We start from the raw sequence: 14,240 nt of genomic DNA, 5'->3' as shown, positions 1-14,240 counted from the left end.
AACGGACGGGACACGGTGGGCGAGGTTCCGGTCGCCCGTGACGCGGCCCGGCCGGCCCGCTCCGCCCACCTCCCGTTTGGGGCTGCCGCCCGGCGCTCACTAGGATCATTTGGATGATCATCAGAAAACGGCTGGCGGCGGGGGCGTGCGCCCTGCTCGCCGCTTTGGCCGCGGGTATCGCGCCGGCGAACGCCGCCGACGAACCCTCGAAGAACTCCCCGAAGGTCGAGCTCGTACTCGACGTCAGCGGCTCGATGCGCGCCCGGGACGTGGACGGGCAGTCGCGCATGGCGGCGGCCCAGCAGGCGTTCAACGAGGTGATCGACGCCGTTCCCGACGACGTACGGCTCGGCATTCGCACCCTCGGGGCCAACTACCCCGGTGACGACAAGGAACTGGGCTGCAAGGACAGCAAGCAGCTGTACCCCGTCGGGCCGGTGAACCGGACCGAGGCCAAGGCGGCCGTCGCCACGCTGCGGCCCACGGGCTGGACGCCCATCGGGTACGCGCTGCGCGGTGCGGACGCCGACCTCGACACCGGGGGCGGCACCCGCAGGATCGTGCTCATCACCGACGGCGAGGACTCCTGCGGGCAGCCCGACCCGTGTGACGTGGCCCGTGAGCTGGCCGCCAAGGGCACCCACTTGACCGTCGACACCCTGGGGCTGACCCAGGACGACAAGACGCGCGAGCAGCTCAGCTGCATCGCCGAGGCCACCGGTGGGACGTACACCACCGTGCGGCACACCAAGGAGCTGTCCGGCCGGGTCAAGCAGCTCGTGCGGCGCGCCGCCGACCCCGTCGAGACGCCCAAGGCGACCCAGGGCGCGGCCGAGTGCGCGAAGGCTCCCGAACTCGGTGCCGGTGTCTACACCGACCGCGCGACCTTCGGCCAGCACCGCTGGTACCGCGTCAAGGTGACACCCGGCCAGGAACTGCGCACGTCGGTGAGCGTCGGCGCGGACCGTGCGGTCGACCCCGACTACGGGGTGCTGGTACGCGCCGTGGGCGAGGGCGGCCAGGAGCTGGTGCGCGGCACCGACGCGGGCAGCGGGCGGACCGACGTCATGTCGGCGGGTCTGCGCTACCCGATCGCCGAGGGCAAGAAGGGCGAGGACGAGCGGGCGCGGACCGTCTGCCTGGAGGTCTCGCACTCCTTCTCCGCCCCCGCCTCCGTCAAGCGGGACCCCGGTCTCCCCGTCGAGCTGGCCGTCGACCTCGTCGATGCCCCGGACGACCCCTCCGACCTGGCCGCCTTCGGCCTCGGCCGGGGCTGGGTGCTGCTGGCCGTCCTGGTCGTGACCGGGCTGATCGCCGGTCTGCTCTGGGGCTGGCTGTCCCGCTGGCGTGTCTCGGTGTGGAGGACGAACTGATGCGTACGACACGAGTGCTGACCTCCGCGCTGCTCGCCGCGGCCGCCCTCTTCACCTCCGCGACGTCCGCCACGGCGGACGACGCGAGCCCGAGCCCCTCCTCCGCGGAGCGCGACGCGCCCACCGAGGCGGGGACCACCTTCCGCACCGCGACGGCGGTCAAGCAGGGCCAGAAGGCCACGGCCGACGCGTCCACCGGTGACTACCTCTACTGGCAGTTCCCCGCCGGGGCAGGCCAGCAGCCGACCGTCAGGGCGAAGGTCAAGCTGCCGGAATCGGCCGCGCGGCACGGCTCGGCCACCTGGCAGCTGGACGTCTTCGACGGCCTGCGCCGCCGTCAGGCGTGCGCCTCCGGCGTGCCGACCAACAAGGCGTCGGCCCAGGACGCCACGGTGACCGTGACCTGCACCCTGCGGACCGTACGACCCTGGTCCGAGCGCTGGGCCAACGACCCGCTCCCCGGGGCGTACTACGTGAGGCTCACCGTCACCGACATTCCCGACCGTGACCTCGGGCAGCCCGTACGGGCCGAGGTCGAGGCGACCGCGAACGACATCGGCGGACCGCGCGCCGAGGGCGGCGAGCTGGGCGCTCCGCTGCACGCGGCGGCCGTCTCCGAACCCGAGAGCGGCTGGAACGGCGGCTGGTTCTCCGACCGCTGGGTGTGGACCGTGGGCGGCGCCGTGCTCGGCGCCCTCGCGGCCGTCGGCGGGTACACCCTCACCCGACGGCCCCGCTGGACCACCCGTCCCCCCGCGGGGAGCTGAGTCCCGGCGGTTCACCCACCCGACGCGCCCGTGGTCCTCGTGACCACGGGCGCGTCCCGCTGTGCGGGTCCGTCACACAGGCGTGGGACGGGCGGGCGGATCGCCGTGGACGGCGTGCAGATACAGCGCGAGCAGGTCGCGGGTGAAGTACGAGCTGTAGGAGATGTCCGGCGTGTCACCGCCCGTGTGGTAGCCGCCGATGACGCCGACCAGCGCGTACCCGGTCAGGCCGCGCACCAGGAACGGCCCGCCCGAGGTGCCGCCCACGTAGCCCGCGCAGGGGATCTCCAGGAAGTCACCCGGCGCGCCCGGATCCGTACTGGTGTAGCGGTGCGTGGCGGAGCGGCAGTCCAGGGGCTTGGGGTACTTGGCGTCGCTGTTGCCCGGGTAGCCGATCAGTCGCACGTCCTCGTGCCGGTAGCCCGGATAGGGCAGCAGGTCGAAGCCGCCGACGGCGCTCTGCACCTCCTCGCCGTCCTCGCGGGTACCGAGCCGGACCACCGTGTAGTCCCAGCGGGCACCGCCACCCGTACCGAGGTCGTAGTAGCGCTGGTCGATGTAGATCAGCTCGACCGGGAAGACGCCGTGCGGCTTGAGCCCGTCGTGGTACTGCGGCACGAACGACAGCCGCAGCTTCGGGCTCGGCGACCGCAGGCAGTGCGCGGCGCTCACCACGAGGTCGCGGTGCGGGCTGCGCACCACCGTCCCGCCGCAGAACCGGCCCACGTTCTGCCCGTCGGTCCAGAAGAAGGTGCCCACCTGCGGAAGCCCGTCGAAGGGGCGGCTGGGCGGCACCGGTTCGCCCACGGCGGCCGGCTGCCGCTTCCCGCCCGTGGCCACCGGCTGTGCGGCCGCCATCCGCTCGGAGGTCCAGTAGGCGTCGGCCGAGGCGGCCGCGATCGCCGCGGGCGCGCTGCCCGTACCGGAGGCGAGCGCGGCCGGGCCCGGGAGAGCCGCGGCCAGCAGCCCGAGGAAGAGGGTCGCGAGGCCGCGCAGGGCGAAACGTCTGTGCATGAACGGATTCCTCTCTGATACGCCGATGACGGACGGGCGTACGGGAGTACGGACACGTACGAGGCGAGCGTGACACCACCGGGTCGCGTAAGCGAGACACGCGACACACGGGATGACGTCACCCGTTCGAATAGGGCCAAGCGGTAGCCTGTCGCGGCTGGGATGTGTCCGACCGCGAAGATTCCGACTGCAGGGTGGGGAGTTGGCTCATGGTCGATCCGTTGTCTTTGAGCGCGATCACAACGGCGGTGACCGCCGCCGCGGGTTCCGTCGGCACCGAGGCGGGGCGCCAGGCATGGGGCTCCCTCGTGGCTCTTGCCCGCCGGACCTTCGGCCGAGGGCCGGACGACGACGGTGCCACGGCCGTGCTTCCCCTCGACCCCGGGGACGACGAACAGGTCCAGTCGCTCTCCGCGCTGCTCTTCGCGCAGGCACTCCAGAACCCCGGCTTCGCCGCGGAGTTCCGCGCCTGGGCCGAAGGCGCCCGGCCGCACCTGACCGTCGACAACAGCCAGGTGAACAACACCGTTTCCGGAAACGCCCAGGTCGGCAATCTGGTCCAGGGCAGGGACATCACCTGGACGTCCAACTAGCACCGGGGCTTTGGTTCGCCATCGGTGACGTCGTGGGCCACGACCTCTGAGGTCGTGGCCCACGCGCAGCACCCCGTCGGCACCGCCGCACCGGCCCGTACGCCCCGCGTGACCGCGAGGGCGCCCTCCGGCGTGCCCGCGAGCCCTGCCCCGCCCTCCCCGGCTCTTGGGGGCGTCGGATCCCCGGCTCTTCGGGGCGTCGGAAATCCGGCCTCGGAATGTTCTCGCAGCCCTCGACGCTTCCTTGTCGACCAGCTTGTTCACCGGTCTATCAACTCCTGGTTAAGTCGCGGAGCCGCTTTTCATGGAGGGTGGACTAGTGCGAGGCCTTCTTCCCGTGGCAGGATGCCTATCGCGGCCGGGTCGGGCTTAACTGGCCGTGAGGCGCCGTGGAGGAAGAGTCCGAAGGACGGAGCAGATGGCAGTCGGGGGCGACAGGTCGGCAGGTGACGTGGGCAGCCCGCTCGCGGAGCGGCTCAACTACCTGTTCGCGAACATGCATCCGCCGGGGGCGCCGTACACCAACGGGCACGTGGCCGAGGAGATCAGCCGCGGCACCGACGAGTACGGCGGGATCACGCTGACCGAGCAGTATCTGTCGATGCTGCGCAACGGCCGGCGGGCCAACCCCAGCCCGGATGTGCTGCGGGCGCTGGCGAAGTTCTTCGCCGTGCCGGTCGGCTATCTGATGGGCGACCTCTCGGCCTCCCAGGCCGCGCGGGTCGAGGAGGAGGTCCGGTTCCTCGTCGCCATGAGGGATCAGCGCGTCAGGGGCATCGCCCTGCGTTCGGTGGGTCTGCCGCCGGAAGTGCAGGACAGCCTCACCACGATCATCTGTCAGTTCCGGCAGCAGATGAATCTGCCCGCCGACCCGCCCGACGCGGGTGGTGACGAACGCCCGTGACCGTCATGGCGGATGACCGGCTCTTCTATACCTGGCGGCGTTCCGAGGACGAGGACGGTGCAAGCATGCGTGTGGGGCGGATACGGCGACGGTGCAAGCAGCTCATCCATGAGCTGGCGCTGCCCGCGTCGACCGATCTCCAGGGCATGTGCGACGTCGTCGCGCGCCGTGTGGGCCGTCCCATCCGTCTGGTGCCGATGAGCCTGGACGGGGTCGTCTCGGGCATGACGGCCACCACCGACGACGCGTTCTGGGTGTTCTACGAGCAGAAGACCTCGCCCTGGCACCAGGTGCACATCGTGCTGCACGAGATCGGGCACCTGATCCTCGGCCACGACCAGGACCCGGCGGTCACCGAGGACGCGCTCAAGATGTGGACGCCGTCCGTCGACGTGGCCACCGCCATGCGCCGGATGGGCCTCACGATGGGGCTCGCCCGTCACCACTGCTACGACAACCTCACCGAGCGCGAGACCGAGATCCTCGGCACCCTCCTCATGGAGCGGGTGGTGCCCCCGCCGCCGGGCCAGGACCTGCCGCTGGAGGGCCAGGCGGCCGAACTCGCCGCCTCGCTGGGGCCCGCGCTCCAGCACGTACGCCGCCAACTGCGCGAAGGGGGCGCCGTACGCCCCGAGACGGGCATCGGTCCGCGCGACGACACCCGTGCGGGCGCGCAGGAGAACGACACCGACGACCGCGGCGACGCCGCGCGGGACAGGGGAGGGGACGCCGGTGTTTGACGTCCTCTACCTCACCTTCAGCGCCATCGCCTGGGCCATCGTCGGCTACAAGGCCCGTGCCTGGTTCCGCGACCGCGGCAACACCGACCTCGGTCTGACCGCCCTCATGACCTCGGGCGTACCCGTAGTCTTCCTCTTCTCCGCGCCCAGCGTCTACCGCTGGTTCGACCGGCTGACGGGCGTGGCCAATCTGGCGATGGTCTTCCTGTACTCCGCGGTCGTGCTCTTCGCGTCGGGTGCCACGGTGCTGCTGCTGCGCTGGACCGGCCGGGGCGACGAGGCGGCCAGGGCCCGCGCGGCCGCCCGGTCCCGGTTCGCCGTGATCACCGTGGCCGTGGCGTGGACCGCCGCCATCGTCTGCTTCGCCGTCGGCCGCCCCGACGACGTGGAGCACCCCCGGGACTTCTCCACCGCCTACGCCGACGCGCCCGGTGTCGTCGCCTTCCTGGTGCTGTACCTGACCATCTTCGGCGTCAGCCTCGCCGGGCTCGGCACCCTGTGCCCGCGCTACGCCGCCCAACTCGGCCGCTCCTGGCTCGCCAAGGGCCTGCGGACGCTGGCCGCCGGCTGCTGGCTCGGCCTGCTGTACTGCGCCTGCAAGCTGGTCGGGTTCGTGCTCAGCTGGGCCGGCCACGAGATGTACTGGCTCTCCAACGGGGTCGCGCCGATGAGTGCCTCGGTGGCCGCCCTGCTGGTCCTCCTCGGGTTCTCGCTGCCCGCCGTCGGCCCCCGGGCCGCCGCCTGGCGCCGGCTGCGCCGGCTCGGCCCGCTGTGGCGGGCCGTCACCGAGCACGCCCCCGAGGTCACCATCGGGGAGTCCCGTTGGAGCCGTCGCTGGCCGGTCGCCGACCTGGAGTGGCGGGCCAACCGGCAGATGGCGGAGATCCGCGACATCCAGCGCGGCATCCGGCGCCACGTGGAGCCCGAGACCCTCGTCATCGCCCGGCGTAAGGCGACCGCCGCCGCGCTCGACGAGCGCCGGCTCGCCGCGGTGGTGGAGGCCGCGGCCCTGCGCCGGGGCCTGGCGAACCAGATCACCGGACACGTGCCGACACCGCACGCCGACAGCGTGGTGGTCACCGTCAGCGCCGATCCGGCCGAGGAACACGAGCACTTGGCGCGCGTCGCCGACGTCTACCACGACCCCATGGTCGACGAGGTGCTCACCGAACTGCGCGAGTCCTGCTCGGCACGCCTGCTATGACGGCGGGGCCCACAGACGAGGCGGCCATGGACGGGGGTCAAGGCCGCCTGCGACACAGGCCGGCGCTGGATCCGTACGACAGTACGGATCCAGCGCCGCCGGTGCGCATCACCGCCCCGGGGTGGCGACGCCCCCGTCTAGAGTCGGATGCCATGCAGAACTCCGCCCCGCCCGGCGCCTCCACGCCCGCCGACGTCACCGCCCGGCTGATCTCCGACCCGCACGGCGCCAACGCCGAACTCCGCGAAGCGGCTCCCGCCCACCGGATCGTCGGCCACGACGGCCGGCCCGCCTGGCTGGTGACCCGGTATGACGACGTGCGCCGGGCGCTCGCCGATCCCCGGTTCTCGCTGGACAAGCGCAACGCCCTGCCCGGCAACTACGGCGGCTTCGCGCTGCCCCCGGCGCTGGACGCCAACCTGCTCAACATGGACCCGCCCGACCACACCCGGGTGCGCCGCCTGGTGGTGAAGGCGTTCACCACCGGCCGGGTCGACAAGCTCCGCGAGCCGGTCCGCGAGCTCGCCGGGGAACTCCTCGACGCCGTCGAGGCCGACGGGCGCGCGGATCTGCTCGCCGCCTACGCGGGCCCCTTGCCCATCACCGTCATCTGCGATCTCCTCGGCGTCCCGAAGGAGGACCGGCACGACTTCCGGGCCTGGACCGATGCCCTGATCACCCCGGACCGCGCGCGGCCCGAGCTGGCCAAGCAGGCCGTCGGCAGCATGATGCGCTTCTTCGCCGGGCTCATCGCGAGCAAGCGCGCCGACCCCGCCGACGATCTGCTCTCCGACCTGATCGCCGCCCGGGACGAGGAGGGCGGTGCCGACGGCGACCGGCTCTCCGAGGACGAGCTGACGTCCTTGGCGTTCCTCATCCTCTTCGCCGGATACGAGAACACCGTCCATCTCATCGCCAACGCGGTTCTGGCCCTGCTCGACCATCCCGAACAGCTGCGCGAGCTACGAAAGAATCCGGACGGTCTCGGAAGGGCCGTGGAGGAGCTGGGACGCTGGGAAGGGCCCGCTCCGCTGGCGATCCGGCGCTTCCCCCTGGAGGACGTCGAAATCGGTGGAGTGATCGTGCCGGCCGGTGAGACCGTGCTGCTCTCGCTGGCCTCCGCCAACCGCGACCCCGGGCAATTCTCCGACCCCGACCGCCTTGACCTGCAACGGGACCGGTCCGGGCAGCTCACGCTGGGCCATGGAATCCACTACTGCCTGGGTGCGCCGCTGGCCCGGATGGAGACCGAGACCGCGCTGGCCGTGCTGCTGGAGCGCTTTCCGGGGCTGGCGCTCGATGTGCCGCGCGAGGAACTGAGGTGGCGTCCGACGGTTCGCGCGCGTGGCCTGATTTCGCTCCCCGTTCGCTGGTAATCGACAAGCCGAACAGATTTTTGGTGCATAACCCATCCTTGATGAGGTAGAACTGTCCTCGAGCCCGCCCGGTGTGCATCCCCCGTCGCACCGGGCGGGCCTTCGACTTCCCGGCACCGGTACGGCACCAGTACGGCACCGGCGCGGCGTCGGCCCGGCCACCGGGACCGGCCTCAGCCGCCGCTCCCGTAGGGAAACTTGAGCAGGGCCACGGCCGCCAGCATCTGGATGCTCACCGCCGCCACCGCCTTGTGGGTGGGCAGATGGTGCTGGCCGCGGATCAGCAGGGCCGCGAGCGCGTAGCCGAAGGCCGAGGTGATCCAGGCGGCGGCCCGTACCGGGACGGTGTCGCCCGCCAGCCAGGTGTCGAGGAGCAGACGCGGCAGATCCGTCGCCCAGAAGAGGACGACGAACAGCCCGACGGTCGGTCCGAACTTGCCGTTGCCGCCGAGGCGCCGCGCGATGGCGTGGGTGACGACCCCCAGCAGCAGGCTGGCGAAGAGCACCACGACCGCGGCGATGCCCATGGCCTCCAGCGCGAGCGTGCGGTCGACCCGCCACTGCCCCCAGAACGAGTCCTTCGCCAGCGTTCCGAGTGCTCCGCACAGCAGGCACAGAAACGCGGCAGCCCCCCAGACGCTCCGGTCCCGTGCCTCGTCGAGTACTTCGACGGGGCGGTACCAGAGCCCGAATATGAGGCGGTGCCAGAACAGCTTGCGCCGCGGGGCGGTGGTGGCGGACGGGGGAGCAGCGGTGGTCACAGGCATGGGTGCCGTTTTATCACCGTTCGGCCCGGCCGCCGGTGCCCAGGCGGCGGCCGGCCGGCCGGGGGAGCGGCGCGCGGGCCGACCGCGCGGGGGTCAGAGCGCCACCGGCTCCTTCGTGTCCGGGTCGGCGTCGGGGTCGGTGTCCGGGTCGGCGCCCCGCAGATACTCCTCGTTGATCTCCCGGGGCCCGAACGGCCACGCCTTCTCGTAGCGCGCCCACAGCACGAAGGCCACACAGCCCGCCGCGACCCAGGCCAGGGACCATTCGATGGGGTGCCGGCCGGGGGAGTTCTCGTCCGCGTAGCCGTAGATCACCAGCCAGCCGACGAGCGCGACGATGCTCGGCAGCGGGTAGAGCCACATGCGGTACGGGCGCCGCAGCGTCGGCTGACGGCGGCGCAGCACGGTCACGGCGGCCACCTGGGCCAGCGCCTGCACGATCACCATGACGGCGGTCAGCAGCTGGATGAGCGTCGCCAGATTGGTGTGGCGGCCGATCAGGAAGCCGACGGCGGTCAGTACGCCCATCGTCGCCAGCCCCAGCACCGGGAAGCGATGACGGGGGTGGAGCTTGCCGAACGGGCGGAAGAAGACCTTGTCCCGCGCGGCGTCGTACGGGACGCGGGAGCCGCCGAGCAGCCCGGCGAAGACCGAGGCGACCGCCGTGATCAGGATCAGTACGGTCACCGTGTTGGCCGCCGTCTTCCCCCACGCCTTCTCCAGGACGGCGGAGGCGACGGAGCTCGAGGCCGTCGAGTCGGGGTCGAGCATCTGCTTCCAGTCGATGATGCCCAGGGTGCCGATCTGGAGCAGCAGATAGATGCCCATGATGCCGAGGATGGAGTAGACGATGGCGCGCGGCAGGGTGCGTCCGGGGTTCTTGATCTCGGCGCCCATGTAGGCGGCGGTGTTGTAGCCGAGGTAGTCGTAGATGCCGATGGTCAGACCCGCCGCGAAGCCGATCCAGAAGTGATTGGTCGTCAGCTCGAAGGCGTGGGCCGGGTAGGTGAAGGCCCGGTCGGGGCTGAAGTGGGTGAAGGCTGCGACGATGACGAGGACGACGGAGGCGATCATCACGCACCACAGCACGACGGTGATCTTCGCGATGTTCTCGACCCGCCGCCACAGCGCCGCGATGATCAGTGCGACGACGGCCAGCCCGACGAGATCCCCCTGCGTCTGCCCCATGTCCGGCCACAGATAGCCGAGATACTGCACGAAGCCGATGACGCCCGTGGACATGCCGAGCGGGATGAAGAGCATCGCCGTCCAGACGAACAGGAACGGCATCAGCTTTCCGGTGCGGTACTGGAACGCCTGCCGCAGATAGACGTAACTGCCGCCCGCCCCCGGCATCGCGGCGCCCAGCTCGGCCCAGATCAGCCCGTCCGCCAGCGCGAGGACCGCCCCCGCCACGAACCCGATGACGGCCTGCGGCCCGCCGAACGCCGCGACCATCAGCGGGATGGTGACGAAGGGCCCGATGCCGCACATCTGACTCATGTTGAGGGCGGTGGCCTGGAACAGCCCGATGCGACGTACGAATCCGACCCGTCGGCCCGGCTCGTCTTCCGTGTCTGCCATGGCGGTCAGCCCTTTCTCGTGCCGGGTGCCTGCGGTCCGCGCGACGCGCTCAGGGTGTGCGTAGCACCGGGCCGCCCGACGCGTCCACCACATGGACGCCGCTGCACGAAGCGGACTCGGCGCCACCGCCCGTTCGGCGCACAACGAGTCGCAGGTCACGGTGAAAAGAGGAGCGTGCGGGAGCGAAGTTGAGCAGACTCGCTATCGAACGGGGGAGCCCGCTCAGCACTCTACGGATCACGTCGGTGATCCGGGCACAGGTCGAAGATCCGGGAGAGCGCGTGACGTCCCGGGTCGGGAAAGGAACGGGATCGTCAATGCACGGAGGACGTGTGGCCGTCGTCGGCGGGAGCGTGGCGGGCTGTGCCGCCGCGCTCGCCGCGACACGGGCCGGGGCCGACGAGGTCGTGGTGTACGAACGGGCGGCCGGCCGGCTCGAGGACCGGGGAGTCGGCCTCGCCGTCCACGACGACCGGTACGCCGAGATGGAGGCCGCCGGTTACATCGACGCGGACATCCCCTGGGTGCGCCTCACCCACCGGCCCTGGGTGGTCAGGGACGGCGAGGAGCGGGCCGGGCGGACGGTGGGCGCGGTGCCCTTCCCGTTCCGCTCGTACAACTGGGGATCGCTCTGGCAGGAGTTACGGGCCCGGATACCCGCGTCCGTCACCTACCACCAGGGCGCGGTCGTCGAGCGGGTCCTGTCGGAGCCCGACGGCGCCACGCTGCGGTTCGCTGACGGGAGCGAGGAGCGCTTCGACCTCGTCGTCGGCGCGGACGGCTACCGCTCGGTCGTCCGGGCGGCGACCCACGCGGCCACCGTGCCCGTTTACGCGGGGTATCTGGCCTGGCGCGGCGCCCTGCCCGCCGAACTGCTGCCCGGCCCGGACACGGCCTGGCCCGAGGAGGCCGCCACGTCCGTCGGCTTCCCCGGTGGTCATCTGATGGCCTACCGCATCCCCGGCCGCGGCGGCCGGGGCGTCTCCGCCAACTGGGTGTTCTACGCCGCCCCGCCGGCCGCGGCGGGGCTCACGCTGGAGGACCCCACCAGCCTGCCGCCGGGCGCGGTGCCCCAGGAGCTGATCGCCGGTCACACCGAGGTGATCGAGAAGTACTTCCCGCCCTTCTGGCAGGAAGTCATCAGGCGCACCCCCGAGGCCGAGACCCAGGTCCAGCCCATCTACGACCTCATCGTCCCGCACTTCGGGGAGGACCGGCTCGTCCTCGTCGGCGACGCGGCCGCCGTCGCCCGCCCGCACGCCGGCGGCGGCGCGGTCAAGGCGCTCCAGGACGCCTCGGTGCTGGAGCGCTCCCTGCGCTCGGCCGCCACCTGGGACGAGGCCGTCGCCACGTACGACGCCGAGCGCACCCCCTCCGGCCGCGCGGCGGTCGAACTCGCCCGTCGGCTGGGCCGGGCACAGGTCCAGCGGACGCCGGATTGGCCGGCGATGGACCCGGACGCGATCGACGCCTGGTGGCGGGAGGCGGCCGACGGCGGCCGCGGCTTCGGCGGCCAGGCGATGCCGGGTCCGCGCCGCTGACCTGGGGCCGGTTGCCACGTCGACGGGGGCCGTACCGTTTCGCGGGACGCGCGGATCGACGGCCTTGGCGCGGCGGGTGAGCCGGCCGTGAGGCGGCAACGGTCCCTTCGCCGTCCCCCGGCGCTGGAAGCGCGCCCACGGGCCTGCTCCACCGCCCCGGCAGTTTCTGGGCCGGCAGTGCGATGGCGCTCGCGCGGCGGTCACGGCTCCGTCCGGCGGACGGTGGGCGGTGGACGGCTCGGCGATGTTCGGCGTGTCACGGCCGTCGCATGGTGCCCGCCCCGGGGCTAAGGACGCGGGCCGGACTGTCCGGCTCCCCGGTCGCAGCGTTGCGTCGGCGTCGGCAGGGCCACCCCCGTCGGGCGGCCGGCTCGCCGGGGTTCGGTGTGGTGTGCCCGCGGGTGGAGTCTGAGCCGAAGCGCGGGGGTGGACGTCGCGGCGCCGGACGGCCCGGCCGTGGGCCGGACCGTACGGCCCACGCGAGCCGCAGCGCTACCGCGCCGCCGGCAGGACGACGTCGAAGCGGCAGCCGCCGGGGACGTTGCGGACCGCGGCGTGGCCCGCGTGGGCCTCGACGATGCCGCGGACGATGGCCAGGCCCAGGCCCGCGCCCGCCGGCGGCGTGCGGGCCTCGGAGCCGCGCCAGCCCGTGTCGAAGACGCGGGGGAGGTCCTCCTCGGAAATGCCGCCGCAGCCGTCCGTGACGGACAGCACGACGGTGTCCCTTTCCTCGTCCGTGCCCCGCCGCGCGGCCACCGCGACCGTGCCGTCGGCCGGGGTGTGGCGGATCGCGTTGACGAGGAGGTTGCCGAGGACGCGCGTCATCTCCTTGCCGTCGACCTCCACCGGGACCTCGGCCACCGTGTCGCCGACCAGGTGGACCCCGTGTTCGCGGGCCAACGGGCCCGCCCCGGCGAGCGCGTCGCCCACCAGGTCGTACACCGACATCCGGCTCGGGCTCAGCGGGAGCGCGCCCGCGTGGATGCGGGAGAGCTCGAAGAGGTCGCCGACCATGGAGTTGAGCCGGTCCACCTCGGTGCGGATCTGTCGGAAGTAGCGCTGCGGGTCCTCGGCCACGCCGTCCTCCAGCGCCTCCGCCATGGCCCGCAGCCCGGCCAGCGGGGTCCGCAGGTCGTGCGAGATCCAGGCGACGAGTTCCCGGCGGGAGGCGTCCAGCGCCCGCTCCCGCTCCCGTGACCGCGCGAGTTTCTCGCTCGTCGCGGCCAGCTCGCGCCCGAGTCCGGCCAGTTCGGCCGTGGCACCGCCGCCCGGGGCGGCGAAGCTGCCGCCTTCGCCGAAGGAACGGGCCGCCAGGGTCAGGGCGTTGCTGCGCGCCACCACCCACCGGCCCAGCAGCAGCGCCGTCGCGAGCGAGACCACGGCGGCCATCGCGCACACCGTCGTCACGACCGTCAGATCGTGGGGCGACAGGAACATCGCCCGGGCCACGGCGAGCGTCCCGGCGAGCATGGCAGCCACCGAGACCACGGCCACCACGGTCAGGGACACCGCGACCGAGCGGTGGCGCAGGGCCCGCAGCGCGAGGGCTCCCAGCAGTCCCGCGGCGGCCGCGCCCAGGAAGGCGAAGAGGGCGATCAGCAGGACGTCACGCACGGCCGCCCCCGCTCTCCCGGAGCTCCGCCGCCGGCTCGAAGCGGTAGCCGACGCCCCACACGGTCCGGATCAGCAGCGGGCGCGCCGGGTCGTCCTCGACCTTGCCGCGCAGGCGCCGTACGTGCACGGTGACCGTCGACAGGTCGCCGAACTCCCACCCCCACACCTCGCGCATCAGCTCCTCGCGGCCGCAGGCCTTCCCCGGGTGGCGCAGCAGATAGGACAGCAGGTCGAACTCGCGGAGCGTGAGGGCGAGTTCGGTGCCGTCCTTGGTGGCGCGGCGGCCCACCGGGTCGAGTTCCAGCCCGGCGGCGCGCAGCGGCGGCGCGGACGGGGGCCCGGAGCGCCCCGCGCGGGCGCGGCGCAGCACGGACTCCACCCGCAGGACCAGCTCCCGGGGGCTGAACGGCTTGGTCACGTAGTCGTCGGCACCGACCTCCAGCCCGAGGATGCGGTCGTCCTCGTCGCCGCGCGCCGTCAGCATGATGACCGCCACCGGCCCGCGCTCGCGCAACCGGCGGCACACCTCCAGGCCGTCCATGCCCGGCAGCATCAGGTCCAGCACCACGAGGTCGGGCCGGGCCGCGTCGGCCCGCTCCAGCGCGGCGGGGCCGTCCGCGGCCCGGTCGACGTCGAAACCGGCCCGGTCGAGATATCCCGTCACGATCTCGGCGACGGTCGGATCGTCGTCCACGACGAGGACGCGGGCGGGGGGTGGGGTCTGCATGCCGCAAGGGTCGCACCGTCGGGCGGCGCATGCCCG

Annotated in this window: 13 protein-coding genes; 8 read left to right on the top strand and 5 right to left on the bottom strand. The window is 72.6% G+C overall.

Features of this window, described 5'->3' with window-relative positions; all coding sequences use genetic code 11:
• Positions 1-113 precede the first annotated feature (113 nt).
• A complete protein-coding gene (locus FHS38_RS27060) occupies positions 114-1,373 on the top strand; it encodes a VWA domain-containing protein (RefSeq protein ID WP_184737836.1) in 1,260 nt (419 codons plus the stop codon).
• On the top strand, positions 1,373-2,140 hold the full coding sequence (locus tag FHS38_RS27055) for a hypothetical protein (protein ID WP_184737833.1): 768 nt from the start codon (positions 1,373-1,375) through the stop codon (positions 2,138-2,140). The genes FHS38_RS27060 and FHS38_RS27055 overlap by 1 nt, the downstream gene beginning before the upstream one ends.
• A 72-nt stretch (positions 2,141-2,212) precedes the next feature.
• Here the strand turns inward: FHS38_RS27055 and FHS38_RS27050 are convergent, their stop codons facing one another.
• Entirely contained in the window at positions 2,213-3,154 is a 942-nt protein-coding gene (locus FHS38_RS27050; RefSeq protein ID WP_184737831.1) for a trypsin-like serine peptidase, read from the bottom strand.
• Positions 3,155-3,363: 209 nt separating this feature from the next.
• Here FHS38_RS27050 and FHS38_RS27045 point away from each other — a divergent pair, with 209 nt between their 5' ends.
• The 5 genes from FHS38_RS27045 (at position 3,364) to FHS38_RS27025 (ending at position 7,971) form a co-directional block, all read left to right on the top strand.
• On the top strand, positions 3,364-3,747 hold the full coding sequence (locus tag FHS38_RS27045; protein WP_184737829.1) for a hypothetical protein: 384 nt from the start codon (positions 3,364-3,366) through the stop codon (positions 3,745-3,747).
• 418 nt (positions 3,748-4,165) lie between these two features.
• Positions 4,166-4,651, top strand: coding sequence for a helix-turn-helix domain-containing protein (locus tag FHS38_RS27040; protein WP_184737827.1), 486 nt, complete (start codon positions 4,166-4,168; stop codon positions 4,649-4,651).
• A 65-nt stretch (positions 4,652-4,716) separates the two neighbouring features.
• Positions 4,717-5,391: a hypothetical protein gene (locus FHS38_RS27035; protein WP_229822776.1), complete on the top strand. Its 675-nt coding sequence runs from the start codon at positions 4,717-4,719 to the stop codon at positions 5,389-5,391.
• Complete coding sequence (locus tag FHS38_RS27030; protein WP_184737826.1) at positions 5,384-6,595, top strand: MAB_1171c family putative transporter; 1,212 nt, start codon at positions 5,384-5,386, stop codon at positions 6,593-6,595. The genes FHS38_RS27035 and FHS38_RS27030 overlap by 8 nt, the downstream gene beginning before the upstream one ends.
• 152 nt (positions 6,596-6,747) lie before the next feature.
• A complete protein-coding gene (locus FHS38_RS27025) occupies positions 6,748-7,971 on the top strand; it encodes a cytochrome P450 family protein (RefSeq protein ID WP_184737824.1) in 1,224 nt (407 codons plus the stop codon).
• Positions 7,972-8,144: 173 nt separating this feature from the next.
• Here FHS38_RS27025 and FHS38_RS27020 read toward each other — a convergent pair whose 3' ends face one another.
• Both FHS38_RS27020 and FHS38_RS27015 read right to left on the bottom strand, forming a co-directional pair.
• On the bottom strand, positions 8,145-8,738 hold the full coding sequence (locus FHS38_RS27020) for a YIP1 family protein (RefSeq protein ID WP_184737822.1): 594 nt from the start codon (positions 8,736-8,738) through the stop codon (positions 8,145-8,147).
• Between the two features lie 93 nt (positions 8,739-8,831).
• Positions 8,832-10,322, bottom strand: coding sequence for an APC family permease (locus tag FHS38_RS27015; protein WP_184737820.1), 1,491 nt, complete (start codon positions 10,320-10,322; stop codon positions 8,832-8,834).
• A gap of 317 nt (positions 10,323-10,639) precedes the next feature.
• On the opposite strand from FHS38_RS27015, the gene FHS38_RS27010 reads away from it, so the two are divergent.
• Positions 10,640-11,863, top strand: coding sequence for an FAD-dependent monooxygenase (locus FHS38_RS27010; RefSeq protein WP_184737818.1), 1,224 nt, complete (start codon positions 10,640-10,642; stop codon positions 11,861-11,863).
• Positions 11,864-12,355: 492 nt separating this feature from the next.
• Here the strand turns inward: FHS38_RS27010 and FHS38_RS27005 are convergent, their stop codons facing one another.
• Together FHS38_RS27005 and FHS38_RS27000 are read right to left on the bottom strand one after the other, a co-directional pair.
• A complete protein-coding gene (locus FHS38_RS27005) occupies positions 12,356-13,477 on the bottom strand; it encodes a sensor histidine kinase (protein WP_184737816.1) in 1,122 nt (373 codons plus the stop codon).
• Complete coding sequence (locus FHS38_RS27000; RefSeq protein WP_184737814.1) at positions 13,470-14,204, bottom strand: response regulator transcription factor; 735 nt, start codon at positions 14,202-14,204, stop codon at positions 13,470-13,472. The genes FHS38_RS27005 and FHS38_RS27000 overlap by 8 nt, the downstream gene beginning before the upstream one ends.
• Positions 14,205-14,240 lie beyond the last annotated feature (36 nt).

Origin of the sequence: Streptomyces netropsis, assembly GCF_014203545.1 — a bacterium.
Taxonomy (GTDB): Bacteria; Actinomycetota; Actinomycetes; order Streptomycetales; family Streptomycetaceae; genus Streptomyces; species Streptomyces netropsis.
This window is presented reverse-complemented; position numbering and strand designations above follow the sequence as displayed.

Coding starts and splice junctions, on each gene's coding strand:
- FHS38_RS27045 (WP_184737829.1), top strand. CDS start 3,364: ATGGTCGATCCGTTGTCTTTGAGCGCGATCACAACGGCGGTGACCGCC.
- FHS38_RS27020 (WP_184737822.1), bottom strand. CDS start 8,738: ATGCCTGTGACCACCGCTGCTCCCCCGTCCGCCACCACCGCCCCGCGG.
- FHS38_RS27035 (WP_229822776.1), top strand. CDS start 4,717: ATGCGTGTGGGGCGGATACGGCGACGGTGCAAGCAGCTCATCCATGAG.
- FHS38_RS27000 (WP_184737814.1), bottom strand. CDS start 14,204: ATGCAGACCCCACCCCCCGCCCGCGTCCTCGTCGTGGACGACGATCCG.
- FHS38_RS27010 (WP_184737818.1), top strand. CDS start 10,640: ATGCACGGAGGACGTGTGGCCGTCGTCGGCGGGAGCGTGGCGGGCTGT.
- FHS38_RS27025 (WP_184737824.1), top strand. CDS start 6,748: ATGCAGAACTCCGCCCCGCCCGGCGCCTCCACGCCCGCCGACGTCACC.
- FHS38_RS27050 (WP_184737831.1), bottom strand. CDS start 3,154: ATGCACAGACGTTTCGCCCTGCGCGGCCTCGCGACCCTCTTCCTCGGG.
- FHS38_RS27055 (WP_184737833.1), top strand. CDS start 1,373: ATGCGTACGACACGAGTGCTGACCTCCGCGCTGCTCGCCGCGGCCGCC.
- FHS38_RS27015 (WP_184737820.1), bottom strand. CDS start 10,322: ATGGCAGACACGGAAGACGAGCCGGGCCGACGGGTCGGATTCGTACGT.
- FHS38_RS27040 (WP_184737827.1), top strand. CDS start 4,166: ATGGCAGTCGGGGGCGACAGGTCGGCAGGTGACGTGGGCAGCCCGCTC.
- FHS38_RS27060 (WP_184737836.1), top strand. CDS start 114: ATGATCATCAGAAAACGGCTGGCGGCGGGGGCGTGCGCCCTGCTCGCC.